Origin of the sequence: Colwellia sp. MT41, assembly GCF_001444365.1 — a bacterium.
Classification (GTDB): Bacteria; Pseudomonadota; Gammaproteobacteria; order Enterobacterales; family Alteromonadaceae; genus Colwellia; species Colwellia marinimaniae.
Window position 1 is genome coordinate 516,580 of record NZ_CP013145.1, and the last position, 17,050, is coordinate 533,629.

Here is a 17,050-nt window from a genome sequence, read left to right on the forward strand (position 1 = left end):
CAGCATCAACAGCATCAACAGCCTCACCAACCGTCATTCCCGAAGTATCTTGTCGTAAATTTTGTAGGCGGGAATTTATTCGCGCATCACTTAGATATTTATTCGCGCATCACTTAGATATTTATTCGTGCATCACTTAGCAATTATGTTGAATCCAAGCACATTCGCCTCAATCCATAACTCCTGCTATATAGAGGGTGTTAGAGGGTAGTATAAAATATCAGCATTAAAACTTGATTATTTTTCAATACTCTACTACGAAAATCACGGTATTTCTTCTTTCTCTGTAGACAGGGAGCTATTTCTTCAGTAAGATTCTGCGCAAATAAAGCTTTCAAATTGTGTGCTACAAAAACAGGACACCACTGGTCTGCTATAGATAACAAATTCGATTTTTCCTTTAAATACAAGCTACTAAATAATAGTGCTGTATATAGGCAGAATAAAACCTAAATAAAAGCTATATAAAAAAGCAAATACTGCACCCATTGTTGAAAGTGCTACCTTGCACAAAAAAGCAATAATAACAGGGCAGTTGCACGAAGCTAGCGAAGGAAAGAGCAAATCTATACAATGTTAAAATACTCTAAAAAATTGGTTATCTCATTGTCACTAGTGATATTGAGTGGTTGTAGCATGATCCCTGGCAGTCATATGGAAGGCATAGATGTTGATCCTGAAACCTCTACCCTAGAACAAGACTTATCTAAGGTTAAAATCTCCATAATTGACTCGGCACTCATTGCTCGATTAAAAGACAGTCAACAAGTCGGCTTAAAAGCTAAAAAATATACACCAATAATCACCGAAGGTTATGATTATGTCTTGGGCATTGGTGATGTCTTATCCATTGGTGTTTGGGATCATCCTGAACTCACTATTCCTGCCGCCGTACAACGTACCGCAGAATTTGATGGCTTTAGAATTCAAACCGATGGCACTATTACCTATGCTTATGCCGCTAATATACCTGCCGCAGGTAAAACCATTAGCCAACTGCATAAAGTTTTAGTGGCAAAGCTTAGTCAAGTTATCGAAAAACCGCAGTTAGATCTGAAAGTAGTTGCCTTTAGAAGCCAAAGAACCTACGTAACCGGTGAAGTAAAAAGGCCAGGGGCATTGCCGATAACCGAGATCCCACTGACCTTAATAGACGCCATTAACCAAGCCGGTGGTTTAAGTGAACGAGCCGATTGGCGTACCGTTATTTTTACCAGTGGCGAGCAAACCGAAATCATCAGACTTGATGACTTTTATACCAAGGGTGATTTAAGTCAAAATAGATTACTTAAACATGGTGATATTATTCATGTAAACCGCTCTGATAACCAAAAGGTATTTGTTTTAGGTGACGTAAGAAAAGCCGGCAGTATTGAAATTAACCGTTACGGCTTAAGTCTTGCTGAAGCATTAAGTGATGTGGGTGGTTTGAATGACGCAACAGCAGATGCTAACGGTATATTTGTATTACGTAAACGCCCTGCTAACGATGAAGGCATTATTGCTGATGTTTATCAACTACATGCACAAAACATAGTGGCGCTTGTGTTAGCCGACCAATTTAAATTACAACCACGTGATATTATTTATGTCACTACTGCACCAATCGCTCGTTGGAATCGTCTAATCAGCCAGTTAGTACCAACACTACAAGGGCTTGAGAATATCTCCACCCTTAAAACACAAGGTGCTTTCTTCTAATGGCCATGTTTAACGCTATTTTAGTGGTCTGTGCTGGCAATATTTGCCGCAGCCCGACAGCAGAATACCTGTTTAAAGACAAGCTGAAGGGAAATCTTCAAGATAACTCAGCGGCTAGCCAGATAAAAGTCTCGTCAGCGGGCTTAACCGCTTTAGTAGGTAAAGGTGCAGAAGCGACGGCAACCAACATAGCCTTAACAAAAAATATTGATATGAGCGGCCATAAAGGCCGTCAGTTAAGCTCAACGCTAATCGCTGAAAATGATTTGATACTGGTGATGGAAGAGCGGCACCTAACAGATTTATTGGGCCAATATCCACAAGCCAGAGGCAAAACCTTTTTACTGGGTAAATGGATCGATGATACCGAAATACCAGACCCTTACCGTCAAAGTCATGAAGCGTTTGACCATGTTTATCAGTTAATTGATAAAGCCTGCAGCGCTTGGATAAAATATATTTAAAGCAGAACTGAAAGCAGAACCAATAAAAAATTATGCCAATGACGTGTACTCAGGAACTCTTGGTAAACGTCATCTTCGAAGTCTTTGATCGAAGATCCATTGCTGTTTATACACTGGATCCAGGACAATAAGCTCCATGCATTGTCTAATAAGTGCCATCCATAGCACGTCCGATTAAAACACTACGGGGATGACGATCCTGAACCAAGTACATAAGCATGAAAAATTATAACGATTAAGTTTAAATTCACAAAAATTTATTAAAAGTTACTCAAAAATATGTCAATGAACGAAAATATAAAACCAGCATCAGTGCCAAATCAACAGGGTAACAACAACAACAACAATAATGCTGCTGCCAGTAATGAAATTGATTTAATGGCGCTGTTTGGTGCCTTACTTGATCGCAAAATATTTATCGGGGTAGTTACTGCTGTTTTTGCCCTAGTGGGTATTGCTACTGCACTTTATTCTACCCCTATATATAAAGCAACGGCAATGATACAGGTAGAAGAAGGCGGTGGTGGGATGCCTGGGCTTGGTGATATGGCCAGTATGTTTGAAAGTAGCTCTAAATCAATTACTGAAATTGAGTTATTAAAATCACGTTCAGTGATCGGTGAAGCGGTAGATAACTTAGCACTAGATATTGTGGCTCAACCTAAATTATTCCCAATAATCGGTGGCCGTAGTTTTAGAAAATTCAATGCAATAAAGCCTGGCGACATAGCAACGCCAAGCTTTGGTGCCACCAGTTACGCATGGGGTGGTGAACAAATTGATATATTCCGTTTTGAGGTACCTAAGTTTGCCATCAATCGAAGTTATATCGTACAAGCGGGAGAAAATAATACCTTTACACTATTCTCTGGCGATGGCGAAAAAATACTTGCCGGCAAGGTCGGTACTGAGGTTAGCAATGGCACTTTCACTCTAACCCTTAAAACGCTAATTGCTCGAGCGGGCACAGAATTTATTATTACCCGTAAAGACAGATTAAATACTATTTTAAATCTGCAAGCGGCCATTGGCGCCATTGAAAAAGGCAAAGATTCGGGTATAGTCAATTTAAGCTTTGAGCATGAAAGTCCAGAGTATAGCCAAGCAGTGCTCAATGAAATCACCCAAATTTATGTACGCCGAAATGTTGAACGTAACTCAGCCGAAGCTAAAAGCTCACTTGATTTTCTAGCGGTACAGTTACCAGCAATCAAAAAACAGTTAGAACACTCGGAATCGTTATTTAATGATTACCAAAAAAATCAACAATCGGTAAACATCACCCTAGAAACCCAAGGGGTATTAGAGCAAATTATTGAGCTTGATACCAAGTTGCAAGAACTTGATCTTGAACGCTTAGCCATGTCACGCAAGTTCAAACGTAATCACCCAAATTATCAAGGTATCGTTGAGCAAATATCAGCCGTACAAAAACAACGTGATGGCTTAGCGCAAAAAATAGCAGATTTACCTGAAATGCAGCAAAAATTACTGCGTTTAACCCGTGATGTTAAAGTAGGTAACGAAATCTACATGATGTTATTAGGCAAGGTACAAGAGTTAGACATTGTTCGTGCCGGTACGGTGGGTAATGTCCGTATCATTGATGTTGCTGAAGTGAACACCACCAAACCAGTTAAACCTAAAAAATCCTTGATTGTCGTTATGGCAACCATGCTCGGCGGTATGTTAGCCATCGCCATAGTGTTAGTACAAAAAGCATTGCATAAAGGCGTGGAAGACCCAAGTGAAATTGAAGCCATTGGTTTACCGGTTTATGCCAGTGTGCCCTATTCTAGCCATCAAGTTAAATTGACCGGCTCTGCTAAGGGGTTTACTAAAGGAATAGCTAAAGGCTTATCTAAAGGCATAGCTAAAGGTAAGCAACGGCAGAGCGACAAAATAAATAAGTTATTGGCGGTTGATAACCCAGCAGATCTTTCCATAGAAGCACTGCGTAGCTTACGTACCAGTTTGCACTTCGCCATGATGGAAGCAAAAAACAATATTATAACTATTTCAGGACCATCACCTGAGGTAGGTAAATCTTTCATCACCGCAAATTTGGCTGCTGTACTGGCACAAAGTGGCCAAAAGGTGCTGATTATAGATGCTGATATGCGTAAGGGTTATTTACAAAAGCATTTTGCTTTAAAGTGGGAAAATGGCTTGTCTGATTACCTCTCCGGACAACAAACACTTGCGCAGGTAACCAAAACAACCAATGTTACAGGTTTAGACATTATTACCCGTGGGCAAGTACCGCCTAACCCTTCTGAGTTACTTATGCATGAAAATTTCAGTAACTTGATCACCGAAATAAAAGCTAAATACGATATCATCCTTATTGATACACCACCTATTTTAGCGGTAACAGATCCCGCCATTGTTGGTGGTCATTCCGGCACCATGTTACTGGTGACTCGTTTTGGTCAAAATACCATTAAAGAAATTGATTATGCCCGCCAACGTTTTGAACAAAACGGTATTGACGTAAAAGGCGTAGTATTTAACGGCGTAGTGAAAAAAGCCAGTAACGCCTACGGCTATTACGGTTACTATAATTATGAATATAAATCGGATACATAGATTGAAAGAGCAATAAGTTAAATTATAACTTGGCTTTGGATTAAATTTATTTTTTAAATTGTTGTAGGGTAATTAGATCATGTTCGATACTTTAAGTGCTAGCTATAGAAAAAAAGATACGAAGATTCTTATTAGTAATTTTTTTTCGTTAATAGTATTAAAAGGTTTTGATTTTATTATACCGTTGATTACTTTTCCTTATATAGTAAGTGTAATTGGTTTAGATAAGTTCGGTTTAATCAATTTTTCTCTAGCATTTTCAGTTTATTTTTCGGCTATAATTCAGTATGGCTTTAATGTTACTTCTACACGAGATATTGCAAGGAATAGAGATAATAAAGATAAGCTAGCAAGTATTTACTCTGTCACATTAACTACGTCACTCTTATTGGTCTTTATTTGCTTTGCTTTCTATGCACTTATAGTACTATCGTTTGATAAATTCTCACAATATCAACTTTTATATTGGTTTACATTTTTATCTGTAGCTTTAAAATCATTGTTTCCTATTTGGCTTTTTCAGGGGCTAGAGAGAATGAAATATATAACCTACCTGAGCCTGATTGGTAAAATTTTATTCTTGGTTTTTTTGTTTTTGGTTATTAAAGAAGAAAATGATTATATATATATTCCTCTGTTGCATTCAATTACTGCATTTTTAACATTAATAGCTGCAATTTTGATTATAAGTAGAGAGTTTAAAATAACTTTTAAGTTAGCAAGTTTAGCTGCTGTAATTAAACAATTAAAGTATGGATATAATGCCTTTATTTGTCAATTCGCTCCGAATTTATATGCTAATACAGCCATATTTGCTTTAGGTTTATTTACTAATAACTCTACTGTGGGCATTTTTAGTGCAGCAAGTAAGGTTATAGACGTAGTTGGCTCATTTGCTTATATTTTATCAAGTACATTCTTTCCGTATATATCACGTAACATTGGAAAGCATAACGTTTTCAAATTCATTATGTTATTTACAAGCGTAATGTTAATGCTCTTATTAATTGGAACGGCTGACTTAATTGTTTCATTTCTATTCAAGAACGTAAATGAGAATGTTGCTTTCTACATTCGTATTTTATCACCGGTAATTCCTCTGATCTTTATGCAATTAACGTTTGGAACGAACTATTTAATGTTGATAGGAAAAGAACAAACAGTTAAAAATATAACATTATCTGTATCTGTTATATCGTTAGTGTATTCAATACCGATGATCTTTTTTTATGGGATATATGGAACTATTTTTACACTCATATTCACCCGAATCATTATGGTTTCACTTTATTATCACTACTACTCTAGAAGTACAAAGGAAATGAATAATGAGATTAATTAAAAAAAATATTTTTTTTATAGCTCTTATAACATATTTAAGACGAGTTAAGTTTGAATTTTTTTGCATTGTGAACGATGTAAATTATATCTATAAAAATAGAAAATTAATTTCCCAAATAAAGAAAAATAGCTTAGAAAAAACATTGCTAGTTTGTTCTTTAGATTTTTATAAAAATAAACGTTGGCAAGTTGTTTCTCAGACTGAGTTGTGGCATCAATTTTCAAATCAAGAAAATGTTATCTTTTGTGGTTCTATTATCTCATATTATTTATATGGAAAATCATTTAAAAATATTGTGTCTTTAGAACCAAGATATAATGCACCAACAATAAGTTTTTCTAGTAACCATAATAAGGTTATTGTTTTTGTGAGTGATAGTCATACTAAAGGATGGTTACCTAAGTGCATTAAAAATTCCCATGTCACAGACATTTTAACACCATATAAAAAAAACCTTTTAGATACTGGTTTTACGGAAGGGCTTGAAGCATCCTCAGTACATAGTTTCCCATGGTGTGTAAGTAATAATATAATAAATAAAAATATTATTACATCAACCCGAAATGATGTTCTCGGCTTTGGTCAAACTGGCTCTAAGATTTATGATTTAAGGGAGTGGTCTTTTAATACCGGGGAATTAATATCATTTGATTATGCTGGTTCAGGTAATAAAAAATATATTGGAGATGATTTTTTTTATTGGTTACGTACTTTTGATGCGTGCGTGGTTGGGGTGTCTAGTACTCCTTTATATAATTGTACTGTAGCAAAGTTTTTTGAAATTCCTTCTCAAGGATTGTTATTATTCGCATTCCCGAGTGAAGACTTAAGTGACTTTGGTTTTATTGATGGAGAGAATTGTATCTATATAAACAAATATAACTTTAAAAGTAAAATACAAAATTTTAAAGATTTCCCTTTAGATTACCTAGAAATTAGAAGTAAAGGTCTAATTTTAATCAAAGATAATCATACAGTAAATTGTAGAGTGAAATACATACAGCATCTTCTTAATTCATAACTTGATAAATAAATTTTTATATTTTTAGGATTATAATGAGTATTTTAAATTTAAAGTCGTTTTTATATCGTAAATCAAACCGTTTTAGAGAGGTAATGTTTTATCTACGGTTTATTCGTCATCTAAGGTATAAACCAAATTTTTTATGTCCACAAACTTTTAATGAAAAGATTGTTCATCGTAAAAAAAATAGTCAGAATAAGCTTTTTAAGCAATGCTCAGATAAAGTATTAGCGAAAGAATGGGTTATTAGTAAAGGTTTTGCTGATATTGTTATTCCTAATTATTTTTTATCAGATAAAATAGAATGCAATATAATTCTCTCATATATAAATCAATATGGTTCAATTTTAATAAAAGCGAACCATAACTCTGGACCAGTGTTTCTTCTTTCTAAAGAGAACACCGAAGAAGAGATATTAAATGTATGTATAAGTGTCAATAATCAGTTAAAGGTTGATTACGGTAAGTTACAAGGTGAGCTTTGGTATAGTGATATTAATAGGAAGATATTAATAGAAAAGAGAATTTACCCTGAGGATGGAGAAAATGATCTTAAAGACTATAAATTCCATGTATTCAAACAGCACGATGGAAGCTTTAAGATTGTCTTACAAGTCGACTTTGATCGTAGCACTAACCATAACAGATCATTTTTTGATGAAAACCTTAACTGGTTACCTTTTTCATTAGAGTACCCAACTGTTCAGACGAAACTGCTCGAACCTAAAAATTATCAAAAAATGTTGGATATTGTAAAAAAATTAGCAGAACCTTTCTCCTATGTCAGGGTTGATTTATATAATGTTGATGGAATCATATATTTTGGGGAATTAACATTTGCACATGGTTCTGGAACAGAGATCTTTAGTAATGTAGCTTATGATAAATGGATGGGTAAATTATGGGTTGGAAATCCACGTGACTAACATTTATAACTGAAAATATTATCTAAGCTATTCATTAGTCGAACTAAAAGGTTAATTATGATAAATAGTAAAACCGATTTAAAAAAATATTTAGAGCAAGACAAACAAGCATTAAATATTAGAGGAGGGCTCAAGGATCTCATTTTTAATGATATATGGCTTTTTCAACGAATATTACGAAAAACAGAATACTATTTAAATTGTAAACATAGAATACGTTTCTTTTTATTTAAAATAAGGCTTAATGCAATTGCTACGAAGCTAGGTTTTTCCATACCATTAAATGTTTGTGGACCAGGACTATCGATTGCTCATCGAGGAACTATTGTAATAAATGGTAAGGCTAAAATTGGCGCTAATTGTAGAATCCACATATGCGTTAATATAGGAGCTTCAGCGACTGACTCAAATGCGGCTCCTCAATTAGGAGATAATTGTTATATTGGACCAGGTGCTAAATTATTTGGAGGAATAAAAATAGGTGATAATACCGCCATTGGTGCTAATGCGGTGGTGAATAAAAATTTTCCGATGGGAAATTGTGTTATTGCAGGTGTGCCAGCTAAGATCATCTCAAATAATACATTAAATAGAAACGCAAACTAATTTGAAGATTATTGAGAGGGGAATCTTTTGAAAAAAAACATTTGTTTATTTATTGATACATTTGGAGCGGGTGGGGCTGAGCGAGTTTGTATTAATTATGCAAATGAACTGGTAAAAATGAATTTTGATGTAACTATTTTAGTTTTTAATTTAAATAAACAGTTTTACATTTCTGAGTTAGATGACGCTGTTAAAATTGAAAGTTTAGATGCGCTAACAGGTACCCGTGCGTTTAGTATAATAATTAAGAAAAAAGAAATATTAGACAAGTTTGATCTTTTTATTGCTTTTAATCATCAGATTGCATTAATACTTTTTGTTTTGAAATTTTTATTGAAAATTAATAAACCTCTAATCGCACGGAATGTAAATAATTTAAAAATGGATTTAGCGGCAAAAAAAGGTAGTTTTATAAAAAGAAATATTACTAAGTTTTTAATGCGAAATTTATATAGTAAAATGACAGCCTATATTGCTCAGTGTAATGCTATGAAAGAATCGATGATTGAGTCTTACTCAATACCGAAAGAAAAAATTGAAGTAATATATAACCCAGTATCAACAACATTTAAAAAGATAAATCTTAAAAAAGATATCGATATTTTATTTGTAGGACGATTAACCCAACAAAAGGGAATAGATAATTTTATTAAAATTATCACTAAGATCTATAAGGAGTTACCAAATCTTCATTTGTATATAGTCGGCCAAGGTGATTTAAAAGATGACCTTATTTCTTCACTAGAAGAGCTTGGGGTTCATTATACACATGACTTACAGAGTGGTGATTTAGTCAACTTATATAATCGTGCTAAGGTCACTGTATTAACGTCATATTATGAAGGTTATCCTAATGTTTTAGTTGAATCTATTGCATGTGGCACCCCAGTGGTTTCGTTTGATTGTAAAAGTGGCCCTAGTGAAATTATTAAACACGGCGTTAACGGTTTTTTAATTACCAACTTCGACGTTTGTTTGTTTTCCAAACAAGTTGTTAACATGTTGAATGATGGTTATTCAATCGATGCTATTAATAATAATAAAAATGAACCTCGTAAGTTGAAGAGAGTATTAGACTCTTTAACTGTTTAGCTTGTCGGTATAGTTATGATTAAATGTAGTTTCCCTAAATACGGTCAAGTTAATGGTTAATATATATCCTTATATATTTTTTACTTTATTTATTTCTACTTACCTTTGCCTTATAAATTACTGTTCGGCCAAAGTGAACAGTTCAGAACTAAGAGTTGTCTTTGGTATTTTAACAACGTTAGTATTTGGGATCTTGTCTGTTTTTTATGGGTGGCGTTTAGTTGATTCAGGACACGGAGGTATCGATACTGTTGGCTACCAAAGCATATTCAATTCTCTATCTCAAAACTTTTCTGAGGGGGTGTTTAGTCAACGAATAGAGAAGGGGTATGCCACGATAATGTGGCTAGTTAAAAGTATAAGTGATGATTTTTCTATATTTCTCTTTTGTTATTTTTTTGTATTGTTAGTGCTATATAAAAATATAACTCAAAAGTTAACGATAAGTTTTTTTAATATTTTATCATATTATTTAATCGCCCTACTTCTTATTGATAGTTTTAATATCAGTCGTATGATTTTGGGTGTCTTTATACTATTTTTTTCAGTTGTCGCGTTGGCAGATAATAAATATTTAAAAGCTATATTTTTAATCGTAATTGCAACAAGTATTCAGTTGGTTTGTGCTTGGGGTGTGGTTTTCATCATTTACAAATATACTTATGAAAAAATAAAAAATAAAAAAGTGTTTTACACTTTATATTTATCTTCTTTAGGCGTTTCATATTTATTAGTTGAGTTGTTTAAGTTTATTTTAGTATCTATTGAGTATGGCCATTATGTTGTCGATGAATCAGGCACGGTTTCATTTCTGAATTATATTTATGCGATGATATTGATAATGTTTTTTTATTTTACGAAGAGTAAATTCGAGATTAAAAATAAGATTACATTACAGATTTTCTACTTGCTACCTACTATTTTCTATATCGTGCCACTATATAGTGCTATACCAATTGCTTATCGTTTTAATTATATTTATATACTATTTTTCATATTTATAATTCCTGATATGTTAAATATTTGCATTAGCAAAATTAAGTCAGGGCAATGGGGGTTTTTAGGCTTTTTAATTGTTGTTTTAATTTACATTTTTATGAAAGTGTTTAATTTTTTCACAAGAGATATTTATGCTGCATTAGAGTGGAGTATGGTTTATGATTTTGTTTTTTGGAGGCTTTAGGTGTCGCAGATAAAAAGAAAAATCTTGTTTATAGAGTCTTTTACCGGGACTTGTGCTGGCGCACAGAAAGTTAGCTTAAATGTCATAAAGTGTTTGAGTGCTGATTTTGATGTGTCTTTAATAAAAAGAAATGCATTGAGTGATTATGATGATAAATTAGTTGACTATAGGGTTGATGGTTTCCTTCCAAATGAAAACTATCTCAAAAAAATATATGGTTCAGGTGATTTTTTAAAAAACTTAACCCTAATCAAAACTTTTACAGTGTTTTTTACATTTTTTACTTGTAATTTTTATACCCTATTTAGAGTACTAAAATTAAAACCAGCTTATATATATACCTACGACCCTCGTGGGTTATTTTTGGGTTGCCTATTTTTACGCATCTTTGGGTTCCAAGTTGTTTGGCATTTGCACTCAAAGTTACCAAAAAATAAGTTCATAAAATCTTTAATGATGGCGTTATGTACAAAAATTATAGTCCCATCAAAAGCGATTGCTGATTCCCTTAATGGCGGTGAAAAAGTTAGCGTTATTTATAATGGCTTTGATTTTACTTTACCAGATAAACCTAAGCGTAAAAACTTACCAATAAAAATACTTTTTTTGGGTACTCCACATCCCCATAAGGGAGTACATAATTTATTGCAAGCAATAAGAATAGTTGAACAAAAAATTGATGCAAAAGATATTGTTTTAAATGTTTTTGGACCATTTGAACGCTGTGATGACGATTATAAACGAGTTATTGATGGTTTTTTGGCAGATATTAAAGATATTGAAGTTGAGTTTAAAGGATGGACAAATAATGCTGAAAAAGAAATATTTGCAAGTGATTTATTAGTTTTTCCTAGTGTGATTGAGCAACAATTAGCGCTGGGGGGGAAGGTGCAAACGATTAAATCAAGTGAAGCTTTGCCAACGGTATTAATTGAGTCTTTAGCTATGGGGGTTCCTGTTGTTGCAACTAATACCCCGGGAGTTAGTGAAATTATAACGAGTCCCAATGATGGTATCATTATCAGTGAATCCGACCCCGAAGAAATGGCTAAAGCAATAGAACTCATTTTGAATCAATTAGATGATTTTAAACCGGATAAAAAGTATGTGTTCAATAAGTTTTCCTTAAAGACAATGAATAGTCAGTTAGTTAAAGTTTTTAAATTTACAGCATAAAGTAAACATAAATACAAAAAATAATATTAATATTTAATAGGCGATTGGTAGTGGCAAGTACACAATACAAACTGTTTTCAGGGATAATATCTCTATTACCTTTACAGTTACGAATGCAGGTTTTATTTTACAGGCGTTTTAAGCGCTTATGTAATTTTACCAACCCCAAAACTTTTAATGAAAAGCTGCAAATAAAAAAGCTAGAGGATAGAGATGCTCTTCTACCTATTGCCGCGGATAAAATAAAATCTAAAGCGTTTGTCAAAAATATTGCTGAAAATCTATATATCCCTAAAACAATTTGGGAAAGTGGTAATGCAGATGATATAGATAATTTAGATTGGGATGAACTCCCTAATGATTACGTATTCAAAGCAAACCATACAAGCCAAACAATTGAAATTATAAAAAATGGCAATCACCTACCTAAGAAAAAAATGAAATCGTTAGCTAATAAGTGGTTAAAGCACGATCAGGCTTCGTCTTTGGGAGAGTGGGCTTATCAAAATATTCCCCCTAAAGTATTTATTGAAGAGTTTTTAGATTTTGATGGTAAAGAACCTGACGATTACAAGTTTTTTGTGTATCACGGACAGGTTCATTTTATTCAGTTAGATTCTGATCGGTTTACTAATCATACAAGAAATATGTTTGATAAATCATGGAACGAGCTTGATTTTGATTATTCTTGTTTACGAAAAAATCCAACACCAGCAAAACCTCATTTTTTAGATTCAATGGTAGATATTGCGGAAAAAATTGGCGATAATTTTGACTTTGTTAGAGTTGATTTATATTGGTATAACGATATGGTTACTTTTGGCGAACTTACTATTTATCCTGGCGCGGGTTTTGAAAAATTTCCTAGTCAAGAGTGGGATGAATTGTTTGGTGAACCTTGGAAACAGAATTACGGAAAGGATTTGTAAGTTGAGGTTACTTTTAATAGTTAATGTTGATTGGTTTTTTATATCTCATCGTTTACCTATTGCCCTAGAGGCTCAAGAAAAGGGTTATATAGTTACAATAGCGTGTCATTTCACCAAACATAAGCAAGAGCTTATTGCTATGGGTTTTAGTGTCGTTGATATTCCTTTTAGTCGCAGTGGTAGTGGCGTTATTAATGAGCTAAATACCCTTAAAGTTATTAGGAAAGTGATAAAAGAGGTTAATCCTTCGCTTATACACGCAGTTACAATAAAACCTGTTTTATATACTGGTTTGGTTTTAAAAACACTTAATCGCAATATTCCCTTCGTAGCCGCGATTTCTGGTTTAGGTTATGTATTTACTGCAAGTACTTTGAGAGCAAAACTCACCCGCTTAATTGTCTCTGCTTTTTATAAAGTGGCATTATCACAAAAGCATAAAACGGTGATATTTCAAAACACCTCAGATGAAAGTATTTTAACCGGCGTTGCAAAATTAAAAGCAAACGCTAAAGTTTTAATTAAAGGCTCAGGTGCAGATTTATCGGTATATAATTATTTGCCAGAAAATAGTATTGATAACATTAAAATTGTAATGGCCTGCCGCCTTTTAAAAGAAAAGGGTGTTTATGAATATGTTGCATCCGCAAAGCTTGTAAAAGAGCAGTACCCTGAAACTGAGTTTTTATTAGTAGGTACGCCAGACCTTGAAAACCCAAATACGGTTAAGCAAGCTGAAATTGATGGTTGGGTAAAAGATGGCCTTATTAAATATCTGGGCCATAGCAACGATATACCCAAGGTGTTTTCAGACGCCAACATTGTTTGTTTACCCTCATTTTATGGGGAAGGCGTGCCTAAAGTACTTATAGAGGCCGCAGCATGTGGACGCGCAATTGTTACCACCGATAACCCAGGCTGTAAAGATGCAATTATTGATGGCGAAACGGGTATATTAGTTCCTATTAGAGATGCTCAAGCACTATCTAAGGCAATTATCACTTTAATTAAAGATCCAAGCTTACGAAATGATATGGGTAAAAAAGCTAGAGTATTTGCTGTGAAAGAGTTTGATGTAAAGGCTGTAGTAGCCAAACATTTAGATATTTATAAAAAATTATTGGAACGATGCGAATGATTGCAGTTACCGGGTACAGTGGTTTTGTTGGCCAGCATTTACTTTCTGTTTTAGATGAAAAAAACTGTGTGCTTTTAGGGCGTAAACGCATAAACAATAAAAGTAAATATTGTAATTTTAGTTTAGATTTTGAAGACTACACAGAGCTAGGCTTGGCTCTGTCTTCGGTGAGTACGCTTATTCATATTGCTGCGAGAGTGCATATAATGAATGATGACTCTCAAGATCCTTTAACTGAATTTAGGCAGATAAATACCCAGGGTACGCTCAATTTAGCTAGGCAGGCTGCTTCATCTGGGGTTAAACGTTTTATCTTTGTTAGCTCCATTAAAGTTAACGGTGAAAGTACTACTAACAGAGCACGCTACAAAAGTTCGGATGAACCTGCTCCTCAAGACCCTTATGGTATTTCTAAAGCAGAAGCCGAAGCTGGTTTAAAATTAATAGCTGATGAAACCGGAATGGAAGTTGTTATAATTAGACCACCACTTGTTTATGGTCCTGGCGTTAAAGCAAACTTCGCGGCAATGTTAAAACTTGCTGCAACAGGTATTCCTTTACCCTTTGGTTGTATAAGTCAAAACAAACGTTCAATGGTCTATGTAGAAAACTTAATCAGTTTAATTGTTGAGTGTATTAATAACCCAAATGCTGCGAATCAAACCTTTTTAGTGTCAGATGATAATGATTTATCTACTAAAGAGTTTGTTAAAGGTTTAAGTGTTGGCTTAGGTAAGTCAGGCTTGATGTTGCCCGTACCGAATGTACTTTTTTCACTTGCTGGAAAAGTCTTAGGTAAGTCAGCTGTTATCGATAGATTATGTGGCTCTTTGCAAGTTGATATTGACCACACCAAAGAGACACTAAATTGGCAACCGCCATATACGGTAGAGCAAGGGTTTGCTGCTACCGCTAAACATTTTAAAGAACAGCATTAAAGCTAACCCCAAAATTATAATTCACCTGATATTAAACTTTAGGCTATGTCCTAATTAGAGATACCCCATGACCATTTTACTTATTCGACTACTAGATTTTTTATGTGCCTTTTTTGGGCTTCTATTTGCCTTTCCCTTTTTACTTGTTTTAACGGTAATTGGTTACTTTGATACCGGCTCACCTATTTTTATACAAGAACGAGTTGGCCGTTTTAAAAAACCTTTTAAGCTAATTAAATTTCGTACTATGACGGTTGGTACTGCATCTGTTGCCAGTCACTTAGCAAGTAGTTCATCTATTACTAAGCTTGGACATTTTTTACGAAAAACAAAGTTAGATGAATTGCCGCAACTGTGGAATGTATTAACCGGTGAAATGAGTTTGGTTGGCCCTAGGCCTAATTTATTTAACCAAGAAGAGTTAATTACTGAACGTGATTCACGTGGTGTTTATAATGTACGCCCAGGTATTACCGGTTTAGCTCAAGTAAATAAAATTGATATGTCTACACCGGTATTACTGGCTAAGACTGATGAGGAAATGATTGCTAGTTTAACCATTAGTGATTATTTTAAATATATACTTCAAACTGTTACCGGCGCAGGTAGCGGTGATAGAGTTACCAAAGACTAATTAGAAGCGGAAACAGAGACGGAATTTATGAAAATTGCTATTGCAGGTACAGGTTACGTAGGTTTATCAAATGCTATGTTGTTAGCGCAACACAATGAAGTTGTAGCCGTTGATATTATTGCTGAAAAAATTGAAATGTTAAATCGTAGAGAGTCACCTATTGTTGATGTTGAAATATCAGAATTTCTTTTAAATCGGGAACTGAATTTTACTGCAACGCTAGATAAAGAGTTGGCGTATGCCGGTGCTGACTATGTCATTATAGCCACGCCTACTGATTATGACCCTGAAACCAATTACTTTAATACCTCATCGGTTGAATCCGTTATTAAAGATGTGATGGCGATTAACCCATCTGCTGTTATGGTGATTAAATCTACAGTGCCTGTTGGTTATACTCATCGTATTAGGGAAGAGTTAGGTTGTGATGGCTTGATCTTTTCACCAGAGTTCTTACGAGAAGGTAGTGCACTTTATGATAATTTACATCCCTCACGCATAATCATTGGTGAGCAGTCAGAGCGTGCGCGCATATTTGCCGGCTTACTGGTACAAGGGGCGGTAAAAGAAGATATTGAGGTTTTATTTGTTCGCTCAACTGAAGCCGAAGCGGTTAAATTGTTTTCTAATACCTATCTTGCCATGCGTGTCGCCTTCTTTAATGAATTAGACTCTTATGCGGAAGTGCATGGTTTAGATTCTCGACATATTATTGAAGGTGTAAGTTTAGACCCTCGTATAGGCTCTCATTACAATAACCCCTCTTTTGGTTATGGCGGTTATTGCTTACCGAAAGATACCAAGCAACTTAGAGCTAATTATAAAGACGTGCCTAATAATATTATTAGCGCTATTGTTGATGCTAATAGTACACGTAAAGATTTTATCGCAGATTCTATTATCGCTAAAAAACCTAAAATAGTGGGTATTTATCGTTTGATTATGAAAACGGGCTCTGATAATTTCAGAGCATCAAGTATTCAAGGTATTATGAAACGTATTAAAGCTAAAGGTATTGAGGTTGTGGTTTTTGAGCCTGTACTTAAAGACGATGAATTTTACCATTCTAAAGTGGTTAAAGATTTAGCTGAATTTAAAGCGATGTCGGATGTAATCGTCTCTAACCGTATGGTTGATGAATTATTAGATGTTGTGGATAAAGTTTATACACGAGATTTGTTTGGTAGTGATTAAGGTATTAGCGCGAACAAGTTCCCGCCTACAGGTTACGGGTGTATGTAGGCGGGATTTTAATCGCGCTTTTTTGAAGGCAGCGCGAACAAGTTCCCGCCTACAGGTTATAAATTA

At 34.3% G+C, this 17,050-nt stretch carries 15 protein-coding genes; all 15 read left to right on the top strand.

Annotated elements, in window-relative coordinates:
* Nucleotides 1-573 precede the first annotated feature (573 nt).
* The 15 genes from CMT41_RS02200 to CMT41_RS02270 all read left to right on the top strand — a co-directional run bounded on the left by CMT41_RS02200 (nucleotide 574) and on the right by CMT41_RS02270 (nucleotide 16,936).
* The gene (locus tag CMT41_RS02200) at nucleotides 574-1,701 is read left to right on the top strand and encodes a polysaccharide export protein (RefSeq protein ID WP_058026214.1); all 1,128 of its coding nucleotides are present in this window, start codon (nucleotides 574-576) and stop codon (nucleotides 1,699-1,701) included.
* Nucleotides 1,702-1,706: 5 nt separating this feature from the next.
* Nucleotides 1,707-2,165, top strand: coding sequence for a low molecular weight protein-tyrosine-phosphatase (locus CMT41_RS02205; RefSeq protein WP_058028115.1), 459 nt, complete (start codon nucleotides 1,707-1,709; stop codon nucleotides 2,163-2,165).
* 279 nt (nucleotides 2,166-2,444) lie between these two features.
* Entirely contained in the window at nucleotides 2,445-4,754 is a 2,310-nt protein-coding gene (locus tag CMT41_RS02210) for a polysaccharide biosynthesis tyrosine autokinase (RefSeq protein WP_058026215.1), read from the top strand.
* Nucleotides 4,755-4,833: 79 nt separating this feature from the next.
* The gene (locus tag CMT41_RS02215; protein WP_058026216.1) at nucleotides 4,834-6,096 is read left to right on the top strand and encodes an oligosaccharide flippase family protein; all 1,263 of its coding nucleotides are present in this window, start codon (nucleotides 4,834-4,836) and stop codon (nucleotides 6,094-6,096) included.
* Complete coding sequence (locus CMT41_RS02220) at nucleotides 6,083-7,117, top strand: glycosyltransferase (protein WP_058026217.1); 1,035 nt, start codon at nucleotides 6,083-6,085, stop codon at nucleotides 7,115-7,117. Before CMT41_RS02215 ends, CMT41_RS02220 begins: the two co-directional genes overlap by 14 nt.
* Nucleotides 7,118-7,152: 35 nt before the next feature.
* Nucleotides 7,153-8,046, top strand: a complete 894-nt coding sequence (locus CMT41_RS02225) for an ATP-grasp fold amidoligase family protein (RefSeq protein ID WP_058026218.1) — start codon at nucleotides 7,153-7,155, stop codon at nucleotides 8,044-8,046.
* Between the two features lie 57 nt (nucleotides 8,047-8,103).
* Nucleotides 8,104-8,652 carry a serine O-acetyltransferase gene (locus CMT41_RS02230; RefSeq protein ID WP_058026219.1) on the top strand — a complete coding sequence of 183 codons (549 nt, stop codon included), beginning with the start codon at nucleotides 8,104-8,106 and terminating at the stop codon, nucleotides 8,650-8,652.
* A 27-nt stretch (nucleotides 8,653-8,679) separates the two neighbouring features.
* Nucleotides 8,680-9,744, top strand: a complete 1,065-nt coding sequence (locus CMT41_RS02235; RefSeq protein WP_058026220.1) for a glycosyltransferase — start codon at nucleotides 8,680-8,682, stop codon at nucleotides 9,742-9,744.
* A 52-nt stretch (nucleotides 9,745-9,796) separates the two neighbouring features.
* Complete coding sequence (locus CMT41_RS02240; protein WP_083494190.1) at nucleotides 9,797-10,927, top strand: EpsG family protein; 1,131 nt, start codon at nucleotides 9,797-9,799, stop codon at nucleotides 10,925-10,927.
* Nucleotides 10,928-12,103 (top strand): glycosyltransferase family 4 protein, encoded by a 1,176-nt coding sequence (locus CMT41_RS02245; protein ID WP_157466254.1) that lies wholly within the window; start codon nucleotides 10,928-10,930, stop codon nucleotides 12,101-12,103. It begins immediately after the preceding gene.
* Between the two features lie 50 nt (nucleotides 12,104-12,153).
* The gene (locus tag CMT41_RS02250) at nucleotides 12,154-13,032 is read left to right on the top strand and encodes an ATP-grasp fold amidoligase family protein (RefSeq protein ID WP_058026223.1); all 879 of its coding nucleotides are present in this window, start codon (nucleotides 12,154-12,156) and stop codon (nucleotides 13,030-13,032) included.
* Complete coding sequence (locus CMT41_RS02255; protein WP_058026224.1) at nucleotides 12,983-14,170, top strand: glycosyltransferase family 4 protein; 1,188 nt, start codon at nucleotides 12,983-12,985, stop codon at nucleotides 14,168-14,170. The genes CMT41_RS02250 and CMT41_RS02255 overlap by 50 nt, the downstream gene beginning before the upstream one ends.
* Nucleotides 14,167-15,108: a UDP-glucose 4-epimerase family protein gene (locus CMT41_RS02260; protein ID WP_058026225.1), complete on the top strand. Its 942-nt coding sequence runs from the start codon at nucleotides 14,167-14,169 to the stop codon at nucleotides 15,106-15,108. The genes CMT41_RS02255 and CMT41_RS02260 overlap by 4 nt, the downstream gene beginning before the upstream one ends.
* Before the next feature lie 67 nt (nucleotides 15,109-15,175).
* On the top strand, nucleotides 15,176-15,742 hold the full coding sequence (locus CMT41_RS02265) for a sugar transferase (protein WP_058026226.1): 567 nt from the start codon (nucleotides 15,176-15,178) through the stop codon (nucleotides 15,740-15,742).
* Between the two features lie 27 nt (nucleotides 15,743-15,769).
* Nucleotides 15,770-16,936 carry a nucleotide sugar dehydrogenase gene (locus tag CMT41_RS02270; RefSeq protein WP_058026227.1) on the top strand — a complete coding sequence of 389 codons (1,167 nt, stop codon included), beginning with the start codon at nucleotides 15,770-15,772 and terminating at the stop codon, nucleotides 16,934-16,936.
* Nucleotides 16,937-17,050 lie beyond the last annotated feature (114 nt).